The sequence below is a fragment of the Blastomonas sp. SL216 genome (genome assembly GCA_026625625.1).
Classification (GTDB): domain Bacteria; phylum Pseudomonadota; class Alphaproteobacteria; order Sphingomonadales; family Sphingomonadaceae; genus Blastomonas.
The window spans coordinates 3354630-3380789 of record CP113055.1 but is presented as its reverse complement, the minus strand read 5'-3'; the positions used below and the strand labels follow the sequence as shown (position 1 = coordinate 3380789).

Annotated in this window: 7 protein-coding genes; 2 read left to right on the top strand and 5 right to left on the bottom strand. The window is 64.5% G+C overall.

What is annotated here, in order from left to right:
* Window positions 1-11 precede the first annotated feature (11 nt).
* Window positions 12-1574, bottom strand: coding sequence for a DUF389 domain-containing protein (locus OU999_15960; GenBank protein WAC23214.1), 1563 nt, complete (start codon window positions 1572-1574; stop codon window positions 12-14).
* A 210-nt stretch (window positions 1575-1784) separates the two neighbouring features.
* On the opposite strand from OU999_15960, the gene nhaA reads away from it, so the two are divergent.
* Together nhaA and OU999_15950 are read left to right on the top strand one after the other, a co-directional pair.
* On the top strand, window positions 1785-3089 hold the full coding sequence (nhaA, locus tag OU999_15955; protein WAC23213.1) for a Na+/H+ antiporter NhaA: 1305 nt from the start codon (window positions 1785-1787) through the stop codon (window positions 3087-3089).
* Window positions 3086-4399, top strand: coding sequence for a hypothetical protein (locus OU999_15950; protein WAC23212.1), 1314 nt, complete (start codon window positions 3086-3088; stop codon window positions 4397-4399). The genes nhaA and OU999_15950 overlap by 4 nt, the downstream gene beginning before the upstream one ends.
* A gap of 64 nt (window positions 4400-4463) precedes the next feature.
* Here OU999_15950 and OU999_15945 read toward each other — a convergent pair whose 3' ends face one another.
* The 4 genes from OU999_15945 to OU999_15930 are packed head-to-tail and all read right to left on the bottom strand — an operon-like array spanning window position 4464 to window position 25819.
* Window positions 4464-4886, bottom strand: a complete 423-nt coding sequence (locus OU999_15945) for a VOC family protein (protein WAC23211.1) — start codon at window positions 4884-4886, stop codon at window positions 4464-4466.
* 16 nt (window positions 4887-4902) lie between these two features.
* Entirely contained in the window at window positions 4903-5475 is a 573-nt protein-coding gene (locus OU999_15940) for an invasion associated locus B family protein (protein WAC23210.1), read from the bottom strand.
* A 44-nt stretch (window positions 5476-5519) separates the two neighbouring features.
* On the bottom strand, window positions 5520-24152 hold the full coding sequence (locus tag OU999_15935; GenBank protein WAC23209.1) for an MBG domain-containing protein: 18633 nt from the start codon (window positions 24150-24152) through the stop codon (window positions 5520-5522).
* Window positions 24149-25819: a hypothetical protein gene (locus tag OU999_15930; protein WAC23208.1), complete on the bottom strand. Its 1671-nt coding sequence runs from the start codon at window positions 25817-25819 to the stop codon at window positions 24149-24151. The genes OU999_15935 and OU999_15930 overlap by 4 nt, the downstream gene beginning before the upstream one ends.
* Window positions 25820-26160: the final 341 nt, after the last annotated feature.

Here is a 26160-nt window from a genome sequence, read left to right as displayed (position 1 = left end):
CCCCCCGGCAGTTATCGGGCAGCTCCTGTGCCAATGATCCAATCGAGGTGGACATCTGCACCGGAATCGGCCGATACGTTGCTTTCAGCAGAAATGCCTGCTTCTCGCAGTTTCGTCAAAACAAATTGCGCACTACTTGTCCGGCCAGAAATTTTGACTGAAAGGCCAGTCCTTCGCGCGGCCCAAATTGCCAGCGCCAAGTCTGCTGACCCGTTCTTGCTCGGTTCTTCGCCTTCAAATACTATCGAGGGCAACGACATGGCAGGAGGGATCAACTGCAATTGCCATTGCGGCTCGCCAGCCGACAGTCGCTGCTCCAGCGCGCGATAGGTCGCCAGACTGGCCCCGGGCAGCGGATCGGCGCGCACCTGCGCCAACCTCTTGTCGCGATCCACCAGCACCGCTTCAGGCGATACGCCCGCCATCAGGGCGAGCTCGCGCCCCACCAGCGCTGCGGTCTCGCGCTCCTTGCGGGTCGTTTCGCTGGCCGATGCCGATGCGAGCTGCGCCGCCTCGGCATCGCCTGCTGCCGTGCCGACGCGAAACTGGTCGAGGCTGAGCTTGACCGGGCGGCCCAGCGCCTTTGCCAGCAACGCCTCGCCCTTGGCTCCCGCCTGGCTGCGATATTGCGGCGTCAGCACCGTTGCCCGCACGATCAGGGGATCGCGGGCGAAATCGATCTCGAGCTGGTCGATCTTGGCCTGGCGCGGAAACTGGCCTGCCAGCACGTCGCGCGCCTGGCGCTGCGCGCGCGCCTCCCAGGCGATCTGGCTGAGCGAATAGCCCAGCGGAATGGCAAGACCCAGCATCACGGCGATGATCACCGCCGCCTGCATTCCGCTCTGGCGGCTGGTCAGCTTGGGGCCAAAGCCATAGAGCCGCGCCATCACTGCTGCTGCGATGGCGATGGTCATCAGGTTGGTGACGAACAGCAGCAAGGCGCCGAAGAATACCGTGGCATTGAGCGTGGCAAGGCCAAAGCCCACCGTCGCCAGCGGTGGCATCAGTGCGGTGGCGATGGCAACGCCGACGATCGTGCCCTCGCGCCCGCGGATCATCGCATAGGCCCCGGCGAGCGCGGAAAACAGCGCGACCAGCAGGTCGAACAGATTGGGCCGGGTGCGCGCGGCAATCTCCGACGTGATGTCCTTGATCGGGGAAAAGAACACCACCAGGGCGGTGAACAGCACCGCGAGCACGATCCCGCCCGCCAGGGTCATCGCGGTACGACGGATCTCGTTGCCATCGACCATCGCTATGCCAAACCCCAGCCCGATGATCGGCCCCATCAGCGGCGAGATCAGCATCGCGCCGATCACCACCGCAGGCGAGGACAGCAACAGGCCCAGCACCGCGATGCCCGCCGACATCAGGATCATGAAGGCATAGCGCGGGGTAAGGCTGGCCTCGTCATCCACCTTGGCAATGACCGCGCGATGCTCGATCGACGGGATCACCGTTCCCCGCCACCAGCTGCCCAGCGGCCCTGCGACCCGCGCGGCAAAGCGGCCCAGGCTAGACCCGCCGGCGGGCGAGGACGAACGCGCAGCGGCGTCTGGAGCGGACTGGGACATGGCACGTTACCCTTGGGTTACCCGGCCAGGGGTGGACCCCGCCGGCCTTTGCAGATAGATGCCTGAACATCGTCACACCGCGCACCAGCAGCCATTAAGGCCCCGGTGCGTTGGCACTGGTTCAAGCGGACTGCCCCCCGGCCTTGAGGGGGATGCCCTTCAAGGGCGTGTGCGGTCAAGCGCGTTCGGGCATCAAAAACGGGAGCAGACATGAGCGCACAGGGGATACCGGGCGGAGGGCCAAAGTCCGCCCTGCGCGAATTCCTGAACAGCGAGGCCGCAGGCGGGATCATCCTGATCCTGTCGGCTGCCATTGCCATGATCATCGCCAACAGCCCGCTCTATGCGCTGTACCATCATGTGCTGCACGACATTCAGGGCCCGGTGCTGACCAAGAAGCTGGGCCCGATGACCCCGCATCTGTGGATCAACGATGGCCTGATGGTCATCTTCTTCCTGTATGTCGGGCTGGAGATCAAACGCGAGCTGGTCGACGGGCGGCTTTCCACCTGGGACAAGCGCCGCCTGCCCGTCATCGCCGCAGCCGCCGGCATGGCGGTCCCTGCAATCATCTATCTGGTGGAAACCGGCGGAGACCCCGCGCTGATCAACGGCTGGGCGATCCCGGCGGCCACCGATATCGCCTTTGCCATGGGGGTGCTCGCCCTGCTCGGCAAGCGCGCGCCGACCTCGCTCAAGCTGTTTCTCGTCACCGTCGCCATTGTCGATGACATGGGCGCGGTGACGATCATCGCCCTGTTCTATACCGAGGGCCTGGCGCCTGGCTGGCTGGGCCTGGCAGCTGCCGTGATGGCGGTAATGTATGCGCTCAACCGCTTCAAGGTGCTGAACCTTGTCCCCTATCTGATCCTCACCGTGGTGCTGTGGTACGCCATCCTGCAATCGGGCGTGCACGCAACGATCGCAGGTGTGCTCGCCGCCTTCATGATCCCGATCATCCCGACGCCGGGTACGCCCGATGCGCATGACAGCCCGCTGCACCGGCTGGAACATGCCATCGCGCCGTGGAGCAGCTTTCTGATCATCCCGCTGTTCGGCTTCGCCAATGCCGGGGTCTCTCTCGCCGGCGTCGGCCTGGGCGAAGCCTTTGCGCCGGTGCCGCTGGGCATTGCCAGCGGCCTGTTCCTGGGCAAGCAGATCGGCATTTTCGGCAGCGTCTGGCTGGCAGTGAAGCTGGGCATTGCCAGCAAGCTGCGCGGCGCGACCTGGTTGCAGATCTATGCCGTTGCGGCATTGTGCGGCATCGGCTTTACCATGAGCCTGTTCATCGGCGCGCTCGCCTTTCCCGGCAATGCGCTGCTGATCGACGAGGCGAAGATCGGCGTCATCATGGGCTCTGTCGTTTCGGCGCTGCTGGGCTATACGATCCTGCGCGTCTGCCCGCTGCATCCGCAGCACGAGCAGGAAGAACGCGAGCAGGAAGAAGAAGTCGGCGCTGATGGCGACGTCGAAAGCCTGGAAGACGACGAGGATGAGGAAGTGATCCGCGCATGAGGATGATCAGCCGTTTCGGCCTGCTGGCCCTGGTTCTGGCGTGCGCCGCCTGTGTCCAGAAGCCTGCCCCCCAGGCGAGCGCTCCTGCCGATCCGCTGAACGACATCGCGCGCCAATATGTCCTGCTGTCGCTGGAAATCGGCACGCATGAAGAGGGCTATATCGACGCCTATTATGGCCCGGCCGAATGGAAGCAGCAGGCCGAGGCGGCACCGCGCGATCTGGCGGCCCTGGCAGGCGCTGTCGATGCGCTCGATGCCGCGCTGGCCGCTGTCGATGTGACAGGGCGCGAACTGCTGGTGCAGCGCCGCGCCAGGTTCCTGCACGCCCAGCTCAACGCCGCCCGCACGCGGCTCAAGATGCTGCGCGGGGAAAAGCTGTCGTTCCGCCAGGAATCGCTCGGCCTGTTCGGCGCGACGCCCGACATCCAGCCGCTGGCCAGCTATGAGCCCGTGCTGGCCGAAATCGAGGCGCTGCTGCCCGGTCCCGGCACCCTCGCCGAACGCGTCGATGCGTTCCAGGAGCGGTTCGTCATCCCCGCCGACCGGCTGAAGCCGGTGTTCGACCGCGCGATCGCCGAATGCCGCGCGCGCACGGCCGCACATATCCCGCTACCCAAGGGCGAAAGCTTCCGCATGGAGTTCGTCACCGGCAAGCCATGGAGCGGATACAATTACTATCAGGGCAATCTGGCCAGCCTGATCCAGATCAACACCGATCTTCCGATCCGCATCACCCGCGCGGTCGATCTGGGCTGTCACGAAGGCTATCCCGGCCATCATGCGCTCAACTATCTGCTCGAACAGAAGCTGATGCGCGCGCGCGGCTGGATGGAATATAGCGTCTATCCGCTGTACAGCCCGCAGAGCCTGATCGCCGAAGGATCGGCCAATTTCGGCATCGACCTTGCTTTTCCCGGCGAGGAGAAGCTCGCCTTCGAAACGCGCGAACTCTATCCGCTGGCCGGGCTTTCGGTTGCCGATGCAGCGCGGCTGGCTCAGCTGCAAAAGGCGCTTTCCGGCCTGCGCGGCGCACGGTTCACCATCGCGCAAATGTATCTCGACGGCCAGATCGACCGCGCGCAGGCGATCGCGCTGACGCAGAAATACCAGCTGATGAGCGAAGCGCGCGCCAAGCAATCGGTCGGCTTTACCGATACCTATCGCAGCTATGTGATCAACTACGGCCTGGGCCAGGACATGGTGCAGGCCTATGTCGAGGCGACAGGACCAGACCCCAAGGCGCGCTGGGCTGCGATGGAGCGCGTGATCAGCGAACCCACGCTTCCGGTGGATCTGGCGGTGAAATAACTGCCCTCATCACTCCCGCGAAGGTGGGCCACCCGCCATCGCGGGGCTGACGGGTTACACAGGATTAGTGCGCAAACAGCATCGCGTCGTCGGCAAACGCCTTGAACTCCAGCGCGTTGCCCGCCGGATCGTGGAAGAACATGGTCGCCTGCTCGCCGACCTGTCCGGCAAAGCGGATATGCGGTTCGATCACGAAGCGCGTGCCTGCCACCTTCAACCGCTCGGCCAGCGCCTGGAACGCTTCCATCGTCAGCACCACACCGAAATGCGGCACCGGCACGTCATGGCCATCGACCGGGTTGTGGTGCGGCCGCCGCGCGCTGGCTTGCGGGTCCAGATGCGCCACGATCTGGTGGCCATAGAGGTCGAAATCGATCCAGTGATCGGACGAGCGCCCTTCACCACAGCCCAGCACGTCGCGATAGAAATGCCGCGCTGCCGTCAGGTCGTCGACGGGGAAAGCCAGATGGAACGGCCGGACGGTCACCAGGCGCTAATCCGCGTCAGAAGGTCGCGAGCGCGGTGCCGAGCCCGGTCGACACCACGTTGATGACGATCGGCTTGCCTTCGAGGTCGAGGAACACGAGCTCGAGCTTCTTGGCCTTTTTCAGATTGTCGATATCGGTCGGGCCCAGCGGCTTTTCACCGATACAGCCTTCGGGCAGGCAGCGGCTGAACACGATCTTGTCGATCGCCTTGGTCTGATCGCCATCGACCTGGACCAGCGCGCCGGTATCGAGCCGCACGCCCAGCGGCACCTTGACCAGCAGCCCGGTCTTGCCGGTCGTCTTCTGCCGCGCGATGGCGACGCGGATCACTTCCTTGCCATTGGCCTCGTCGATCAGCGACTGGACAGCATCGCAGATTTCCTGCTCGCCGGTGCCCTTGCAGCCCGAAGTCCACGGCTTGGCCCCATCCGCGCCCATTTTGGGCGTGATGGCCTGAGTGCCGGGGGTTGTGCCGGGCGCGGCCGGGGTCGCTGCGGGCGCAGCCGGCTTGGCGGTCTGCGCAGCCAGCGGCACCGATGCCAGGGCAGCCGACAGGGCCAGAACCATCGAACGAGACACGAAACGCATTGGGATCACACTTTCCTTATTGGGCAGGCTTCATTGGACCGGCCTTATTGGACAGGCTGCCAGCTCCACAGGGGAACGGCGGTGCCATTGCACAGGCTGATATACTCGCACCCGCTGCGCTGTCTATCGCCCTGCGACGCGCCACTGGGGGCGCTGCTGTCGGCAGGTCGCAATTCGGGCGAGACCAGCACCGGCAGCGGCGCGGACAGGCCCTGAAGCACCTGCATCGGCGAGAGACTTTCCGGCGGCACCGGCAGGTTGACCGCCCCTTGCGCGGGCATCGCCATCACCGACGCGGTGGCGCTGGTGCCAGCAGCAGGGGCAGTAGTCGAAGTCCCGGCCTGTGGCGGCTGGGGCAACGGTGCAGCGGCGGGATCCGGCGTCGCGGTGCCTGTAGCGGGCGGCGGGGTCACATTGCCGCCAGCGATCGGCAGCGTGATCGGCGGCACGGTGATGACCACCGGCGGCGTCGATGTCGTCGGCGGGTTTGGCGAACCTCCGGTGCCCGGAGGATTCTGCGCAGGCGGCGCGACCGCAGGCAACACGGTCATCACGCCGGGGCGATAGGTGATCTGATAGTTGCGCGCCGTCCCGCGCGAGGCGTTGATGACATATTGGCCGGGCGCCGCATTGCCGCCACCCGACGACCGCAGCACCAGCCCGGTCACCACATCCTTGGTATCGCCGTTGCGCAGGCCCGAATAGCTGACGGTCAGAAGCGGATCGCTGCTGCCCTGAGTCATCGTCTTGCTGTCGGCGGTGATCAGCAGCTGCGCCTGGTTGATGGTCAGACGGCCGGGGATATAGCTGAAATCATAGTTCAGCGCCGACCCGCCCGATGCGGTGATCGCATAGATGCCGACATCCGATCCGATCGTGGCCGGCGTGCCGAAGGTCAACCCGGTGACGACGCTGGCCGTATCGCCGTTGCGCAGGCCGCTGATGCTGGCGGTGAAGACAGGGTTGGCCAGGCCATATTCGCGGCTGGCATTGTTGACGCGCACCTGCAGCAGTGCCTTGGTGATCGTCATCGTGCCCGGAACATAATCGAACCGGTAGTTCGCTGCCGCAGCGCCCGATCCCAGGATGACGTAATTGCCGACATTGCTGCGCGCATTCGCACCGGTGTTGAGCCGCAAGCCGGTCACCGCCTGTTCGGTATCGCCATTGCGGAAGCCGCTGATGCTGGCGGTGAGCGCCGGGTTGGCGGCGCCATATTGCCGCGTCTTGCTGTCGATCGCGACCGTCAGCGTGGCAGGCGTGATCGCCAGCGTGCCGGGGACATAGTCGAAATCGTAGTTGAGCGCGCTGCCGCCCGAAACGCCAATGGCATAACTGCCCACGCCCGAGGCCTGGGTGGCGCTGGTCGACAGCACAATGCCGCTGACGACGCTGGCCGCATCGCCGTTGCGCAGCCCGCTGATCGTGCTGGTCAGCGCCGGATTGACGAGGCCATATTCGCGGGTCTTGCCATCGGCGGTCACGGTCAGCCGCGCTCTGGTGACGGTCAGCGTGCCCGGCACATAGGCGAAATTGTAGTTGGCCGCCGAAGCGCCCGATCCCGTGATCGCATAGCTGCCCACATTGGACCCGGTCACGGCGACCGAACCAAACGTCAGGCCGGAAATGACGCTGGCGGTATCGCCATTGCGCAGGCCGGAAATGGTGCCGGTGAAGGCCGGATTGGCCAGGCCGTATTCGCGCGACGCATTGTCGGCGGTGATGGTGAGCAATGCGCGCGTGATCGTCAGCGTGCCGGGCACATAAGCGAAGTCATAGTTGGTTGCGCTCGCGCCCGAACCTGTGATCGCATAGCTGCCCACCGCCGAGCCAGCGGTTGCCACCGTGCCGAAGGTCAGGCCGGAAATCACGCTGGCGGTATCACCGTTGCGGAAGCCTGCAATGGTGCCGGTGAACGTCGGGTTCGCCAGGCCGTATTCGCGTGACGCATTGTCGGCGGTAACCGTCAGCAGCGCCCGCGTGATCGTGAGCGTGCCGGGAACATAGCCGAAATCGTAATTGGTCGCGCTCGCACCCGATCCGGTGATCGCATAGCTGCCCACCGCCGATCCGGTCGTTGCCACCGAGCCATAAACCAGCCCGGAAATGACGCTGGCCGTATCGCCATTGCGGAAGCCGGTGACCGATCCGGTGAAGGTCGGGTTGGCGAGGCCATATTCGCGCGACGCGTTGTTCGCCGTGACAGTGAGCAGCGCCTTGGTGATCGTCAGCGTGCCTGGAACATAGGCAAAGTCATAATTGGCTGCGGTGCCGCCCGATCCGGTGATGGCATAGCTGCCGGCATTGCTTGCGATGGTCGCGACCGATCCATAGACCAGCCCGGAAATGACGCTGGCCGTATCACCATTGCGGAAGCCCGTGACCGATCCGGTGAACGCCGGATTGGCCAGGCCATATTCGCGCGATGCGTTATTCGCGGTGACGGTGAGCAACGCCTTGGTGATCGTCAGCGTGCCTGGAACATAGGCAAAGTCATAGTTCGCTGCGGTGCCGCCCGATGCGGTGATCGCGAACGTCCCGATATTCGACGCAGCCGTCGCCGTGGTGCCATAGACGAGGCCGCTCACGACGCTCGCCGTGTCGCCTGCGCGCAGGCCGCTGATCGTGCCGGTGAAGGTCGGGTTCGCGAGGCCGTACTCGCGCGTCGCGTTGTCGGCGGTGACGGTGAGCAGAGCGCGGGTGATTGTCAGCGTACCGGGAACATAGCTGAAGTCGTAATTGGTCGATGTCGCACCACTGCCAGTGATCGCGTAGGTGCCGATGCCCGAATTCAGCACCGCGTTGCTGCCATAGACCAGGCCGCTGATCACGCTCGCCGTATCGCCATTGCGGAAGCCGGTGACCGATCCGGTGAACGTGGGGTTCGCGAGGCCATATTCGCGCGACGCGTTGTCGGCGGTGACCGTCAGCAATGCCCTGGTGATCGTCAGCGTGCCGGGGACATAGGCGAAGTCGTAATTGGTCGCACTCGCGCCGGAACCGGTGATCGCATAGGTGCCCACCGGTGAAGCGGTCGTTGCGACCGAGCCATAGGTGAGCCCGCTGATCACGCTGCTGGTGTCGCCATTGCGGAAGCCGGTGATCGATCCGGTGAAGGTCGGGTTGGCAAGGCCATATTCGCGCGACGCATTGTCCGCCGTGACGGTGAGCAGCGCGCGGGTGATCGTCAGCGTACCGGGGACATAGGCAAAGTCATAGTTCGCTGCCGAGCCGCCCGAGGCGGTGATCGCGAACGTCCCGATATTCGACGCAGCCGTCGCCGTCGTGCCATAGACGAGTCCGCTCACGACGCTTGCGGTATCGCCTGCGCGCAGGCCGCTGATCGTGCCGGTAAATGTGGGGTTGGCGAGGCCGTATTCGCGCGACGCATTGTCTGCCGTGACGGTCAGCAATGCGCGCGTGATCGTCAGCGTACCGGGCACATAGCTGAAGTCATAGTTGGTTGCGGTCGCGCCCGATCCCGTGATCGCATAGGTGCCGATCGGCGAGGCCGTCGTTGCCACCGAGCCATAAGTCAGGCCGCTGACCACGCTGGCCGTATCGCCATTGCGGAAGCCGGTGATCGATCCGGTGAACGTCGGGTTGGCGAGGCCATATTCGCGCGACGCGTTGTCGGCGGTGACCGTCAGCAATGCCTTGGTGATCGTCAACGTGCCGGGGACATAGCTGAAATCATAGTTGGTCGCGGTTGCGCCGGAACCGGTGATCGCATAGGTGCCTACCGGTGAAGCGGTCGTTGCGACCGATCCATAGGTCAGCCCGCTGATCACGCTGCTGGTGTCGCCATTGCGGAAGCCGGTTACTGTGCCCGTAAACGTCGGGTTGGCGAGGCCATATTCACGCGAAGCATTGTCCGCCGTCACCGTCAGCAGCGCCTTGGTGATCGTCAGCGTGCCCGGAACGTAGGCAAAGTTATAATTGGTCGCGCTCGCGCCAGCCCCGTTGATCGCATAGGTGCCGACGCCCTGGGAGGGAAGATGCGTGCTGCCGAAGGTCAGGCCGGAAATCACGCTGGCGGTATCGCCCGCGCGAAAGCCGCTGATCGTGCCGGTGAATACGGGGTTCGGTAGGCCATATTCGCGCGTCGCGCTATCGGCGGTCACCGTCAGCAGCGCGCGCGTGATCGTCAGCGTGCCCGGGACGTAGGCAAAGTCATAGTTGGTGGCGCTCGCACCCGAGCCATTGATGGCATAGGTGCCGATGCCCGAGTTGAGCACCGCCGTGCTGCCGTAGACAAGGCCGGACACCACGCTGGTCGTATCCGAGTTGCGGAAGCCCGTGATGCTGCCGGTGAAGGCCGGATCGGCCAGACCATATTCGCGGGTCGCGTTGTTCGCGGTGACCGTCAGCAGTGCCCTGGTGATCGTCAGCGTGCCCGGCACATAGGCAAAGTCATAGTTGGTCGCGCTCGCACCCGAGCCGGTGATCGCGAACGTCCCAACGTTCGATGCCGCTGTCGCCGCCGAGCCATAGACCAGGCCCGAGATCACGCTCGCGGTATCGCTGTTGCGGAAGCCGGAGATGCTGCCCGTGAACGTCGGGTTCGCAAGTCCGTACTCGCGGCTCGCATTGTCCGCCGTCACGGTCAGCAGGGCCCTGGTGATCGTCAGCGTGCCGGGGACATAGGCGAAGTTGTAGTTCGCGGCCGAGCCGCCCGAGGCGGTGATCGCGAACGTGCCGACATTGCTCGAGGTCGTTGCCGTCGTGCCATAGACGAGACCGCTGACGACACTCGCCGTATCGCCCGCGCGCAGGCCGCTGATCGTGCCGGTGAATGTGGGGTTGGCGAGGCCGTATTCGCGCGACGCATTGTCGGCGGTGATGGTGAGCAATGCGCGCGTGATCGTCAGCGTACCGGGCACATAGCTGAAGTCGTAATTGGTCGCGGTCGCGCCCGATCCGGTGATCGCATAGGTGCCGATCGGCGAGGCCGTCGTCGCAACCGAGCCATAAGTGAGCCCGCTGACCACGCTCGCCGTATCGCCATTGCGGAAGCCGGTGATCGATCCGGTGAACGTGGGGTTGGCAAGGCCATATTCGCGTGTCGCGTTGTCCGCCGTCACCGTCAGCAATGCCCTGGTGATCGTCAACGTGCCGGGGACATAGGCGAAGTCATAATTGGTCGCGCTAGCGCCCGATCCAGTAATGGCATAGGTGCCTACCGGTGTAGCGGTCGTTGCCACCGACCCATAGGTCAGCCCGCTGATGACGCTGCTGGTGTCGCCATTGCGGAAGCCGGTGACCGAACCCGTAAACGTCGGGTTCGCCAGACCATATTCGCGGCTCGCATTGTCCGCCGTCACCGTCAGCAGGGCCCTGGTGATCGTCAGCGTGCCAGGAACATAGGCGAAGTCGTAATTCGCTGCGGTGCCGCCCGAGGCGGTGATCGCGAACGTCCCGACATTCGATGCTGCCGTCGCCGTCGTGCCATAGACCAGTCCGCTGACGACGCTTGCGGTATCGCCTGCGCGCAGGCCGCTGATCGTGCCGGTGAAGGTCGGGTTCGCGAGGCCGTATTCGCGCGTCGCATTGTCGGCGGTCACCGTGAGCAGCGCGCGGGTGATCGTCAGCGTACCGGGCACATAGCTGAAGTCATAGTTGGTTGCGGTCGCGCCCGATCCCGTGATCGCATAGGTGCCGATCGGCGAGGCCGTCGTTGCCACCGAGCCATAAGTCAGGCCGCTGACCACGCTGGCCGTATCGCCATTGCGGAAGCCGGTGATCGATCCGGTGAACGTCGGGTTGGCAAGGCCATATTCGCGCGACGCGTTGTCGGCGGTGACCGTCAGCAATGCCTTGGTGATCGTCAGTGTGCCGGGGACATAGCTGAAATCATAATTGGTCGCGGTCGCGCCGGAACCGGTGATGGCATAGGTGCCTACCGGTGAAGCGGTCGTTGCCACCGAGCCATAGGTCAGCCCGCTGATGACGCTGCTGGTGTCGCCATTGCGGAAGCCCGTGACCAAGCCCGTGAAGGTCGGGTTGGCGAGGCCATATTCGCGCGTCGCGTTGTCTGCCGTCACCGTCAGCAACGCCTTGGTGATTGTCAGCGTGCCGGGGACGTAGCTGAAATCATAGTTGGTCGCGCTCGCGCCCGAGCCGGTGATCGCATAGGTGCCTACCGGTGAAGCGGTCGTCGCGACCGACCCATAGGTCAGCCCGCTGATCACGCTGCTGGTGTCGCCGTTGCGGAAGCCGGTGATCGATCCGGTGAAGGTCGGGTTGGCCAGACCATATTCGCGCGTCGCGTTGTCCGCTGTGACGGTCAGCAACGCCTTGGTGATTGTCAGCGTGCCCGGGATATAGCTGAAATCATAGTTGGTCGCCGTCGCGCCCGATCCGGTGATCGCATAGGTGCCGATCGGCGAAGCGGTGGTCGCCACCGTGGCATAGGTCAGCCCGCTGATGACAACCGGCGTATCGCCATTGCGGAAGCCGGCAATATTCCCGGTGAAGACCGGATTGGCGAGGCCATATTCGCGCGACGCATTGTCCGCCGTCACCGTCAGCAGTGCCTTGGTGATCGTCAATGTGCCCGGAACATAGCTGAAGTCGTAATTGTTGGCCGAAGCCCCGAACGGGGTGATCGCATAGGTGCCGACGTCCGAGGCGGTCGTGGCGACGGTCAGGAAATCGAGACCGCTGATCACGGATGCATCGTCGCCATTGACGAAGCCCGAATAGCTCGCGGTGAACAGCGGGTTGCCCAGGCCATATTCGCGGCTGGTATCGTCGGCGGTAACGGTCAGCAGCGCCTTGAGCGTGGTCAGCGTGCCACCGACAAAGTTGAAGCCATAGCCGACATCGGAGAACAGCGACCCTGAATCGATGAAGATCGAATCCAGCCCGGCATTGCCTGAAGCCGTATCGAACAGGTTGGGCAGGCCGCTATAGGCGTAGGAATCGGTGTCACCATTGACCAGGCCACTGACCAGGAAGGTATAGCCCGATGATGGCTGGCCATAGGTGCGGGTGACATCATCCGCAGTAAAGGTCAGGATCGGCTGGCGGAAGAAGATGAACAGATTGCCCGGCTGGGTAATCGATCCCGGCGGATTGAGCTGGAAGCCGCGGTTATAGAGATTGTTGCCGACCAGCCCGCCGCGCTCGATGACGTCATAATCGTTCGAATAGACGAGGAAGCGCCCGCCGCCGGTCATGTTGAACGCGCCCGGCCCGCCATTGTTGGTGAATATGCCGCCGATCACCGTGATCGCGGTTTCGCTGCCGCTGGCGTTCAGCACGACGCCGCTGGGAATGATCACTTCCTGACCGGGGGTGGCAAAGCCTGCATTGAGCACATTGATGGTGCCCGCGGTGATATTGCCGAGCGTGATTGCGCCGGATTCGGGATGGGTCAGGTTGGCACCGGGACCGATTTCGATAAACACGTCGCCCGTGCCGGCGTTGACGAACCCACCGGCACCGAAGGTGATGACCGCAGCGCCGGGATCGCGGAAGGCATCGATCGCACCGGGGATCAGGATATTGTTGGTCAGCAGGTCGAGGCGGCCATTGTCGGTGGTGATACCGGCGTTGACAAAGATCGACCGGCCCGCCTGGAAGCGCAGATTGCCGCCATTGCCCGACGAATTGTTCACCGTGATGGCAGAATTGATCGTGATGTCGTTGTTCGCCTGGAGCGTGACACCGGTGCCGCCGGAAAGGATCGCCGCCAGCGCGGTGGCGCTGATCGTCACATCAGCGCCGGGGTTGTCGCCAAAGCCGAGACCCGGGAGGCCGGCGGTTCCGCCAGAGAGATTGAAGAAGTAGACCGCGCCGGAATCCGCCACCAGATTGTCGGGACCGTCAGCAAACGGAGCGCCGATCACCAGCCTTCCGGCATCGAGCGACAGGCCGTTGCCGAAAAAGTCCAGGGTATCGAGACCGGCAACATTGATATCCGCTGCGCCGGAATAGCCGCTGCCGAAGATCGAAAGCAGCGACGGGGTACCGAACGCCGCATCGGCAAAGCCCAGCAGATAGACCGCGCCGGAACCGGGCATGCTGTCGGTTGCCCCGGCATCATTGACCGCACCCACCACAAGCCGGTTGCCGTCGAGCGAAACCGACCGGCCGAACCAGTCGTTCGAACCCAGACGGCCGATGTTGAGGTCGCCCGCCCCCGTATAATTGCGGCCGATGGTGCCCGCGCGCGTGATGCCCGAAAAATCGGGGGCAGCCATCGTGAACAGATAGACCGCGCCGGAATTGGCCGAAATCGCGCTGTTGTCGAAGCCGTCGTCATTCTCTGCACCGACAGCCAGCCGCAGCCCCTGCAGCGATACCGAGGATCCGAAAAAGTCGCCGGCTTGCAGCGCGGCGAGATCGATGTTCTTGCCACCGGTATAGCCCGATCCGATGATCGCTTCCTGCACCGGCCCCGCGAACGCAGCATCGGCGAAGCTGAACAGATAGACCGCACCCGAATCGGAGAGACTGTTGCTCGCGCCATCATCGCCCAGCGCGCCGACTGCAAGCCGGTTGCCATCAAGCGACACCGAGTAGCCGAAGAAATCTCCCCCTTCGGTACTCACCGAAAGATCATTGGGGCCAACCAGACCCGCTCCGATCCGCGAGGCCAGCACCGGAGAGCTGAACAGCGCATCGCTGAAGGTGAACAGATAGACCGTCCCGCCATTGACGAGGTTGGAGGCCCCAACGGCGAGCCGGTTGCCATCGAGCGACACCGCGCCGCCGAAACTTGCCGCTGCAGCAATCCCTGGCACATCGAGGCTCTTGGCGCCGGTATAGCCTGCACCCAATATGCCCTGCAGCGTCGGTGCGCCAAAATCCAGGTTGCCAAAGGTGAACAGATACACCGCACCGGCAAACCCGGTGAGACCTTCGGCGCCGTTATCCCCACTCGAGCCGACCGCCAGCCGCGTGCCATCCAGCGACAGCGCCCAGCCGAAGAATTCTCCGGCCTCAACCCCTGCAACCGGGGTGCTTGCCCCGCGCGTATAGCCCGAGCCGATATTGCCGGCCAACCTTGCACCGGCAAAGGCCGCGTCCGCAAAGGTGAACAGATAGACCGCACCGGAATCGTCCACCGCACCGGAATTGCCGAAGCCGTCATCGCCCGGCGCACCGACCACCAGCCGGTTGCCATCGAGCGATACGGTGCTGCCGAACAGATCGAAGGCGTCGAGTGCGACATCGAAATCAGCGTTCGCGCCGAAATTCGGCGCGCCCTTGCCCAATATCTCGACAATTGTCCCGCCGCCAAAGCTGCTGTCGGCAAAGGTCAGCAGATAGACTGCGCCCGAACCGGCCGGGCTGGCGATGGTACTGGTGACCCGTGGACCACCAATAGCCAGACGGTTGCCATCCAGCGCGACGGACGATCCGAAAAAGCTGCTCGAGCCCATTCCGAACGGCGTCAGCACATTGTCGATATCGCCGGGTCCGTTATAGCTCGCCCCGACAATCCCCTGCTGGACGCCGCCTGCAAACACCAGGTCGGTAAAGGTGAACAGATAGACGGCACCGGCATCGGTCAGACTGTTCGCGTCCCCATCGTCGCCGCGCGCGCCAACCGCCAGCCTTGTACCATCCAGCGAGACGGACCAGCCGAAAGCATCGCCGTCCTCCAGATTGAGAATGTCCAGATCCTTGCTGCCGGCATCAAAGCCCAGGCCAAGGATCGCCTCCAGCGCACCCGACTGGAACTGCGGCCCGGCAAAGCTGAACAGATAGACCGCACCGGTTTCACGCGCGAGCGCGGGGGGATTGCCCGCCGCATCATCCCCGACCGCGCCAACCGCCAGCCGATTACCGTCGAGCGAGACAGAAGTGCCAAAACGGTCGCTGGCCTGCAGATCCGCGACGGTCAGGTTCTTGCCGCCCGAATAATCGGCACCTGCAATGGCCTCCAGCGTGCCGCCGCCGAACAGCGCATCGGCAAAGCTGAACAGATAGACGGCACCGGAATCGCCAACCGAGTTGCTGGCCCCCGAATCGAACGGCGCACCAACGGCCAGGCGGTTGCCATCCAATGACACCGCCGCACCAAATCGGTCGCCGCCGTCCAGCTGCGTGACGAAGATGTTCTTCCCGCCGACATAGCCATGGCCGATGACCGACTGCAGCGCAGCCCCGCCGAACTGCAGGTCTGCGAAGGTGAACAGATAGACCGCCCCGGCATTGGGAAGAGAATCGGTCGACCCGTCATCGTCCTGCGCGCCGATCGCAAGCCGCAGACCATCCAGCGACACGGCCGAACCGAAGCTGTCACCGCCGCCGACCTGCGGAAGGATTGGTGCTGCGGGCGCGGCGAGATTGCTCGCGAGCATCCGGCGATAGCCCGCACCCAGCGTGCCTGCCAGCTTGCCATTGTTGAATGCGGCATCGGCAAAGGTGAAGAGATAGACCGCGCCGCTGCTGCCCAGGATGTTGCCCGCACCACCATCGCCCGGCGCACCGACGGCAAGCCGGTTGCCGTCCAGCGCCACCGAAGTTCCGAAGACATCGATATCTTCGAGTCCGATCGCGATATTCTTGCCGCCGGTATAGCCGACGCCGATGATCGCCTGCAGGTTGGGGCTGGTCAGCGCCGCGTCGGCAAAGCTCAGCAGATAGACCGCGCCTGCAGACGTCCGGTCATTGATCGCGCCGCCATCCAGATGCGATCCGATGGCAAGCCGGTTGCCGTCAATCGACACGCCGCTGCCGAAGCGATCACCGACCCCCAGATTGATGACATCCAGATCATTCGCCCCGGTATAGCCCAGGCCGATGGTCGACACATGGGCAAGGCCGGCAAAGGGCGTGGCAGGGGTGAACGTAAAGGCATAAACCGCACCGACCGCGCTGCTGACACCGCCGACATCGCCTGCGCCCTCATCATTCGGCGCGCCAACCACAAGCTGGCCAGACTGCAACGACAGCGAGGTGCCAAAGCCATCATTGAAGGCGAGCGGAGCAAGATTGAAATTGCCGGTGCCGGTATAGCCCGATCCGATCGTGCCGATCTGACCGATCGATCCCGCACCGAGCTGGAACAGATGCACCGCACCGGAATTATCGACCGTTCCGGGATTGCCCGAACCATCGTCACCGGGCGCGCCGATCGCAAGATACTGTTCCTGCGAGGCCACAGCCGCGCCGAAAAAGTCGTTATCGTCGAGCGCGATGTCGAAATTGCCCGGGCCGCTATAGCCCGACCCGATAATGCCTTGCAGGCTTCCGCCGGAAAACAGGCCGTCGACAAAGTTGAAAAGATAGGCCGCGCCGCGATCGTTGCCGCTATCGCCAAAGCCGTCATCGCCGTCTGCGCCAACCGTCAGCAGGCCGCCCGAACTCAGATGGACCGATATGCCGAACCGGTCATTCGCCCCCAGATTGGCGACCGCGATGTTCTTGCCGCCGGTATAGCCGAAGCCGATGATCGACTGCAGCACCGGGGCGTTGAAGGCCAGGTCGGCAAAGCTGAACAGATAGACCGCGCCGATGGGGAAGCTGGTGGATAGCCCACCACTATCCTCGGGCGAACCAACCGCCAGCGCCAGGCCCTGGAGCGAGACCGCCGAGCCGAAGCGTTCGTTGAGGCCGATGCCATAGGCGGCCAGCGAATTGGTCGGCCCGTTGCCATAGCCGCTGCCGATCAGGCCGATCTGCGTGAGGCTGCGGAAATTTTCTGCGAAGGTGAACTGGTAGAGCGCGCCATAACTGTCGTCGAAGACGGACTGACCATCATCGCCCGCAGCGCCGATGACCAGACGGCCCTGATCGATCGCCACGCCCGATCCGAAATTGTCGCCGTCATCCAGGCCGACAATCGAAAGCAGATTGAGGGCCCCGCCATAGCCCGCGCCGATCCGACCGCTCTCGGTCGCCGTTGTGAGCGAGGAATCAGCGAAGGTGAACAGATAGACCGCACCGACATTGGGACGGCCGCCAGCGCTGCCGGCATCGCCCGGAGAGCCTATCGCCAGGCGGAATCCGTCCAGCGACACCGAGGCTCCGAAGCTGTCTCCGGCATCGACCCCGGCCACCGACAGGTCGTTGGGCCCGTCATAGGACCGGCCTATAGTTGCGGCGGTCGTCAGGCTGCCAAACGCTGCGTTTGCGAAGGTGAAGGTGTAGACGGCGCCCGCATCGGGTGCATCGTCGTTCAATCCGGCATCACCCGGCGCGCCGATGGCCAGGCCCAGCCCGCTGAGCGACAGCGACGTGCCAAAGCGATCGCCCGGATCAAGCCCCGCCAGACTGAAATCAGCCGCGATCGTGTTGTAGCCGACGCCGATCGTGCCGGCCCGCTCGCCGCCGTTGAAGATGGTGTTGGTGAAGGTGAACAGATAGGCCGCACCGGCATTGGTCCGGTCGTCGGCCGCGCCATCATCGCCCGGCACGCCGACTGCCAGCTGCAATCCCTGCAGCGCTACGCCAGAACCGAAACGGTCATTAGCCGCAAGATCGGCCACGGCGACATTCTTGAAGCCGGTATAGCCGCGCCCCATCCGCGCCTCGAGCACGGGGCTGCCGAAGAACAGGTCGGCAAAGCTGAACAGATAGACCGCACCGGAATCGGTCCGGTCGTCTGCTGCGCCATCGTCTCCCGGCGCGCCGATCGCCAGCCGCAATCCATCGATGGAGACCGATGCGCCAAACCGGTCGCCGCTCTGCAGCACGCCGACATCGAAGTTGTTTACGCCGGTAAAGCCCTGGCCAATCGCTCCGGCAAGGATCGGGGCCGCAAAATCATCGTTCAGGAAGGTGAACAGATAGACCGCGCCGACATCCACGCCGCCGCCGTTGGCGGCATTGCTGCCCGGCACGCCGATGGCCAGCCGGTTGCCCCGCAGCGCGACCGATCCGCCCAGATTGTTGCCGGAATTGACCAGCAGGGCCGATTGGTTGGACTGCGCGCCATAGCCTGCACCCAGGGTACCGGCAAGGATCGGCGGGTCGAAGAAGCCACCGGCAAAGCTGATCAGGTAAACCGCACCGGCACCGTTGACGGTATCGTTCAAACCATCATCGCCACGCGCGCCGACGACCAGCCGGTTGAGGTTCAACGAAACCGAAGATCCAAAATAGTCGTCGGAATCCAGGCTGCCGATCGCAAGATCGCTGTTGCCGCTGCCCAGCTTGCCGATGATTCCAGACAGCACGAATGCCGTCGACGGCTGGGTGAACAGATAGACCTGGCCGACATCGGTCAATGGGCCATAGTCCTTGGTAATGGCACCGATCGCCAGCCGGGACCCGTCGAAAGCCACTGAAAAACCAAACAGGTCACCGGACCCGATGCCGGCGACATTGACATCGCTTGGCCCGGTATAACCCAGACCGATAGTGCCCGTCAGCGTGCCGGAATCAAAGGCTGCGCTGCTGAAGGCAAATTCGTAGACTGCGCCAACCAGAGTAGACACATTGCCTGATCCGGCATCGCCTGGCGCGCCAATGAACAGCCGGGTGCCGGAAGCACCCAGAGCGGCCGAGCTGCCGAAGTTGTCGTTTGAATCAAGCTGTGTAAGGTTGATGTTCTTGCCGGCAGCAGGTGCCCCGCTGGCGATATAGCCCTGCTGTACGCCCCCGTTGAAAGCTGCATCGGTAAAGGTGAAAAGATAGACAGCACCGGAATCGGCCAAGGAATTGCCTTGCCCGTCATCACCCGGCGCACCGACCACAAGACTGTTGCCGCGCAAGGCCACGGCCGTGCCGAAGCGATCAAAACTTTCCAATGTCGGAACGTCGATGCTCTGGCTATCGGTATAGCCCTGACCGACCCTGCCAACGAGTGCGCCATCGGTGAAAAGCGCGTCGGCAAAGGTGAACAGATAAACGGTACCAACGCCGACCCCAACCGGGCTGCCGTTGCCGGAATGCCCGGGTGCCGCGACCACCAGCCTGTTACCATCCAGCGCAATGGCCTCGCCGAAATCCGGGCCGAAGAATCCCGACATGGCGATGTTCTTGCCGCCGGTATAGCCGCTGCCGATGATCCCCTCCAGCACCGGCGCGCCAAAGGCGAGATCGGCGAAGGAAAAGAGATAGACCGCCCCGTTTTCGAATCCCGTTCCATCGGGCCCCGCATTGCCCGGCGCGCCAACCGCCAGCCGCAAGCCATCCAGCACCACTGCCGAGCCGAACCGGTCGCCCAGCGATGCCGGCGTCAGGCCAAGCCCCGAAACGGAAAGATTGCGCTGGCCAGTATAGCCATAACCCAGAGTATCGACCAGCCGGGCCTCATTGAAGCCCGGGCTGCCGAAGGTGAACAGATAGACCGCGCCCGCGCCGCCCGCGATGACACCCTTGCCGTCATCGCCCGGCGCGCCGACCGCCAACCGGTCGCCATCAAAGGCCAGGCCGCGGCCAAAACCGTCATCGGCATTCAGCTTCAGCGGAAAGCTGATGTTCCCGCTATAACCTGCACCGATCACCCCAGCCTGGCTGATCCCCCCGAACGTCGGTGCCGCAAAGGTGAACAGATAGACCGCGCCCGAATTGGAGACGCTGTCACTGGCGCCGTCATCGCCTTCCGCGCCGACGACGAGTTGCAGCCCCTTGAGCACCAGCGAACTGCCGAAAAAGTCCTGATCGGTACCCCCGGTGCCGATGCCGATCGGCGTGAAGTCGAACGATCCGGGGTAGAAGGCACCGATGGTCGCTTCCAGCGAACCGCCCGAGAAATTCGACGCACCAAAGGTGTAGAGAAACGCTGCGCCCGTATTGAAAAAGTCGTCGTTGAAGCCGTCGTCACCCGGCGCACCCACCGCCAGGCGCAGTCCGTCCAGCGACACCGCGCTGCCGAACCGGTCAGACTCGCCCAGATCGGGCATGCCGATATCGTTGGTGCCGGTATAGTCCTTGCCGATCGTGACCAGGCGGATCGGGGTCGATGAAAACGCAGGACCGCCGACATCGAACAGGTGCACCGCGCCCAGATTGCTGCCCGAGCCGGTTGCGCCTGCATCCCCGGCAGCGCCCACCGCCAGGATATTGCCCTGCAGCGCCACGGCTGTGCCCAATTGCGATCCATTGGCACGGATGGTGCCGCCTGCCGGATCAAGCGTCTCGAAATTGACCAGCCTGGCCAAGGCACCGCCGGTAAAGTCGGCCTCGGTGAAGGTGAACAGATAGACCGCGCCAGCCCCGGTCGCGGTGTCGTTCAACCCGGCATCGTTCGGCGCACCCACCGCCAGCCGCAGGCCATCCAGCGCCACCGATGCGCCGAAGGCATCGCCAGCGCCAAGCCGGGCGACCGCAATGTTCTTGCCGCCCGAATAGCCCGATCCGATGATCGACTGCAGCACCGGGCCACTGAAGCGCGCGTCGCCAAAGGTGAACAGATAGACCGCGCCCGAATCCGGGTTGGCATTGTCCTGACCATCATCCTGCAGCGCGCCGACGGCCAGCCGGTTGCTATTGAGCGCCACCGATACGCCGAAGCTGTCCGATTGCTCCAGGCCCTTGCCGATCAGCGACAGGCCCAGCGCATCGGTATAGCCGGCCCCCAGCGTGCCGACCTGTCGGCCGCCGTTGAACTGGGCATCGGCAAAGGTGAAAAGATAGACCGCACCCGAATCGGCGACCGTGTTGGCGCGGCCATCATCGCCCAGCGACGCCATCGCAAGCCGGTTGCCATCAAGTGCAACGTCGCCAAGCGTGTCGCCAGCCTCCATGCCCAGGATAGAAAGGTTGCTACCGCCCAGAGTGCCGTAATTGATGCCGATCCGCGCGGCCAGATTGGGTGCAGCAAAGCCCGCGTCGGCAAAGGTGAAGAGATAGACCGCGCCGGAATTGGCGACGCTGTCGCTCAAACCGTCATCGAGCCTTGCGAGAACGGCCAGACGATTGCCGTCCAGCGACACCGCATCGCCGAAATGGTCGCGGCCGATGCCATCGAGGTTCGGAAGGTTGAAGTCCTTGGGGCCGGTATATCCGCCACCGATCCGGCCTTCCAGCGCGGCGCTGCCAAAGGTGGCATCGGCAAAGCTGAACAGATAGACCGCGCCGCCGACAAAGCTGTTGCCCAGGCCGTCATCGCCGAATGCACCGACTGCCAGCCTGTTGCCATCGAGCGAAACACCACCGCCGAAAAAGTCTTCGACATCAAGGGTAACGGACAGGTCATTCGGACGGGTGCTGTAACCCTGGCCGATGATCCCTGCGAGGCTCGGGGTCGAGAAGATACTGTCAGCAAAGGTGAAGAGATAGACTGCGCCGCCATCCTGAACGGTGTTGCCCGCGCCGTCATCGAACATCGCGCCTACTGCGAGCCGGTTTCCGTTGAGCGATACCCTCTGCCCGAAAAGGTCCCCGGCCTCCAGATTGTCGACCGACAGGTTCGAGCCGCCACTATAGCCCGCACCCAGCACGGCGCGCAGCTGTCCGCCGGTAAAGGCGGCATCGGCAAAGGTGAACAGATAGACGGCCCCGGCACCACCGAAACCGTTGGATTCACCGTCATCGCCGCGTGCCGATACCGCCAGCCGGTTTCCGTCCAGAGAAACCGAATGGCCGAAGATATCGTCAGCCTCCAGCGCGGCGACCGAGATGTTGTTGCCGCCGCTATAACCCGATCCGATAACGGCGGAGAGCACGGGCGTCGAAAAACCACTATCGGCAAAGCTGAACAGATACACAGCGCCTGCGTCATTTCGCGCATTGCCGGAACCATCGTCGCCGCGCACGCCAAGAGCAAGCCTGTTGCCATCGAGCGAGACCGCAAGTTCGAGGCCATCGCCCGCCTCCAACCCCGGCTGCGCAGGCGGCGACGTCGGGAAGGCGCTCGCAAAGGCCTGCAGCACCAGCCCGTACTGGCTGGGCGCGTTGACGCCATCGGCGATGATGATGTTCTTGGGGTCGAGCAGCAGCGTACCGCCGCGCTGGCCGTCGCGCGCGGTTTCCACCGTGCCGCGATAGACCAGCGTCTCCTTGCCCGAAATCTCGATCTGCCCGCCCAGGCCGCCGACCAGCCCGCCGCGCGCAATCGCATTGCCGAGGAAGGTCGTCTTCTCGTCGGACCAGATGACGATCTCGCCCGCATTGCCGCGCATGCCGATGGCCGAGACGTCGATCGTCACCGCGTCGGTGGCAACCAGTCTCAGCGCATTGGGCAGCTCGTCCGCCACCAGATTCTGGCCGCCCTGGAACTCGCCGCCCAGCCGCACCCGGCCGCCGCGGATGCCGCCCTGGGCATAGAATTGCGCCGAGAACAGGTCGAGCCTGGGCGCGCTGACATCGATATTGCCGCCAAAGCCATGGCTGCCCGAGGCACGGAACTTGCCCGAGGAGATGATCTGATCGTCCGAGACATAGCGGATCGACCCGCCATGCAGGCCGCTTGCATCGATGAACGCATCGCCGGTATCGATCGCGCGGCGGCTGGTGCGGATATCGACGCTGCCGCCCTTGCCGAGCGCGGCGTTGACCGTGATCCGCCCGGCCAGCGAGAAGCCGCCCGCATCGAGCTGGATCTTGCCGCCCGCATCCACGCCGCTGGCCGACAGGATCGAGCCAAAGGACAGGAAATCGCTGCCCGTGATGTGCGCGGTGCCGCCGGTCTTGCTGCCGTCGAGGTTGATCGTGCCATCCAGGATCGTGCGGGCGGCGCTGATCGTCAGCGTGCCGCCAGACCCGCTGGTGGCCATGGCCTGGCCCGGCGCGCTGCCATCGCCATTCAGCGACCCGACCCAGCCGATATTGCTTTCGGTATTGCTGCTGGCCTTGCCGCCCTTGCCCTTGGCGCTGCCGGTGGTCACCGCGTTGGTGGCCGACGACAGGTCCATCGCCACATTGCGGCCGACCTGCACCTCCCCCGGCGCGGTGATCGCGACCTTGGCGGCGACCAGCGAAACCTTGCCATCAGGCCCGGTCTGCAGGCTGGCGGCCTGGGGCGTGCCGATGCGCACCGACTGGTTGACCAGATCGCGCGCCGCCGAAGCCGTGATCAGCACCGATCCGCCGCGCGCATCGACGACGCCGTCGATGCCGACCAGCGCGCCCTTGTCGTCGAGCTTCGTCACCGCATCGCCGACCTGGAAGCGGATCAGATTGTCGCCGTGCAGATCGAGCGTGAAGGCCTGCGCGCCGCCAAAGGCGATGCGGCCCATATGCGCGGTGATGATGCCGTCATTGGCGACCTGCGGCGCGACGAACGCGGCGATGCCCGCATCGCGCACCGTGATCGTGCCGTGGTTGGTGACCTTCGCCCCGGCCCGGCCCGGCGTTCCGAAGCGAAGCGCGCCGCCTGCCATGAACGCCTCGTTGCCGATATCCGCGCTCGTCGCGACCAGCCCCGCGACATCGACCTTCGCGTCCTTGCCGAAGACGATGCCGTTGCCATTGATCAGATAGACCTGACCATTGGCGGTGAGCTCGCCCATGATCTGGCTGATTTCCGGCCCGGTGACGCGGTTGAGCGCGACCGAGCGGCTGTTGGGCTGGCGGAAGTCGACGCCCTCGCCCAGATTGATCGAGAAATTGTCCCAGTTGATGACGACCCGGTCGCTGGCCTGGTCGATCCGCACCCGGCCGGTGCCCTGACCGTTGATCGTCGCCTGGCCCGCGACCACCTGCCCGCCGTTCGGATTGGCATAGGCGGTCTGGGCAGCGACAAAGGCAAAGCCCGCCACGCCGGTGCGCAAAGCCACCTGCCAGCTGGGGAAATGCCGCGCGCCGTGGCGCTGCTTGCGATACAGGCTCATCGTGTTGCCCCGATCGAGAAGAAGATGCGCGGGTCGCTGCTGCCGTCCGGCGTGAAGCGCGACTTGCCGGGCCAGGCGGCATAGACCTCACCGAACAGCCCATAAGGCAGCGCGATGCGCGAACCCCCGCCTGCCGACCACAATTCGGTGACGCGCAGCTCTGCAAAATCCAGCCGCCCGCTCTGCCGCAGAATGCCGGCATCGACGAACAGGAACGGCTGCACCGTGATCCCGCCATAGCTCAGCCGGTCGTTGACCTCGATCGCCACGTTGACGCAATGGTCGCCGCCCGCCGCGCCATAGTCATAGGCCCGGCCGAAGCGGTCGCCGCCGAAGTTGCACTCGCGCGATGCCGACGCGCCGCCATTGAGGCCGATCTGCGCCTCGGCATTGACGCGGAACCGCGCGGTGCCGATCAGCGGCGCGGTCCACACCAGCGAGCCGTTGAGCGACGTGAACTCGGGATCGCCCTGGGTGCGGCTGCGCAGCGGGTTGAACCGCCCGGTCGCGCCCAGCCCGTCAATCCCCTGGCTCAGCCCCAGCCGGAACAGCCCGACGCTGCCATCGGCGGCGGCCCAGTCATAGCTGCCGTACAGCTCGTAGAACCGGCTGCGATCGTCGATCAGCGTCACGCCGAAGATGCCGCTGTCCGAATTGATCGCCGTGCCTTCCAGCCCGACGATCAGGCTGGAATTGCGCGTGCGGCGGAGCGGATAGCTGAGGCCGGCACGCACCACCTCTTCCTCGCCGCGGAACTGCAGGATGGAGAGGAAACCGCGCACTGCGCGCGACCGGGCGCGCGAATAGCTGACGGTTCCGACCAGCCCGTCATCGGTGATCGGCGCACTATACTGCACGAAGCCCGAGACAAAGCCATCGGTCGGTATGGTCGCGCGCACATCGGCGACCAGCTGGTCGCCCGGCACCAGGACCGAATTGGCGGTGGCCCCGGCGCGATACCGGCGCTCGCCCAGATTATCGCGGATCCGGTTGTCGAACTGCGCCTCGACCTCGAGCGGATCGAGATTGACCACCACGAGCAGGTTGGCCGCGCCCGGCGTCGCCTCGGACGGGCGGACAACCACCGATACGTCGAGCCCGCCCAGATCGCCGGTCGTCAGGATCGCGCGCTCCAGCTCGTCGACCATTACCGGTCCGCGCTTGATGAGCGGGGTGAAGCGGCGGCGGATCATCTCGGTCAGCCGGGTCTTGCCGACCAGCCCCGCCTCGGATTTCAGCTGCACCTCCAGCGCATCGACGCTGCCTTCGACCACCTGCAGCACGACGACGCCATTGGCGATTTCCTGCGCGGGCACGATGGCGAACGAGAGCGCAAAACCGGCATCTGCATAGACACGCGTCAGCAGATCGGCGGCGCGGTAGATGTCCGCCAGCGTCAGTTCCTGGCCCAGGAACGGCTTGAGCGGCGCCTGCAGCCGGTCCTCGTCGAGATAGTTGAAGCCGGTGATGCGGAACTTGGTGACGCGCACCTTGGCGGTATCGTCAACGCTGCTCGGGTCGGTGCGCGGGCGATCGATGGTAAAGGGCGTGCGCGGCGTGGAGAGCGGCACCTCCGCCTCGCGGTTCTCGCGCTCGAACGTGCCGGCAGGCGGGCGCACGTTGCCCGGGATCGCCTGGGCCTGGGCCAGGCCAGGCAGGCCCAGCACTGTGGCTACCAAGGCCAGGGAAACCGCACGATCAATCGCGGCCTTGCGACCGGTCTGCCAATTCAAAGTCCGCCAGCTCACCATGCGGTTCACAAAATCCAGCACCCCGAAGGGAATAGAGAGGGTGCGACCCCGCCTCGGAACGGCAGAATTCAGCCCCGCCCGGCCGGTAGACAGGCCAGCCGATCCGGACTGTGCGCCAGATCACCAAGCCTTGAAAACCGGACGATCGTCCAGTGCCGATATCCTGCAAGGATCAGCCGCTTCGTTATGAAGCCAGCAAACCTCGCCCCTGCTCGCGATTAAGCATTGGCACAGACAAAAGGCAAGCCGATGACGCT

What these genes read in the sequence shown, in the direction of transcription:
- OU999_15960 (WAC23214.1), bottom strand. Translation starts at nt 1,574, where the DNA reads ATGTCCCAGTCCGCTCCAGACGCCGCTGCGCGTTCGTCCTCGCCCGCC.
- nhaA (WAC23213.1), top strand. Translation starts at nt 1,785, where the DNA reads ATGAGCGCACAGGGGATACCGGGCGGAGGGCCAAAGTCCGCCCTGCGC.
- OU999_15950 (WAC23212.1), top strand. Translation starts at nt 3,086, where the DNA reads ATGAGGATGATCAGCCGTTTCGGCCTGCTGGCCCTGGTTCTGGCGTGC.
- OU999_15940 (WAC23210.1), bottom strand. Translation starts at nt 5,475, where the DNA reads ATGCGTTTCGTGTCTCGTTCGATGGTTCTGGCCCTGTCGGCTGCCCTG.
- OU999_15935 (WAC23209.1), bottom strand. Translation starts at nt 24,152, where the DNA reads ATGAGCCTGTATCGCAAGCAGCGCCACGGCGCGCGGCATTTCCCCAGC.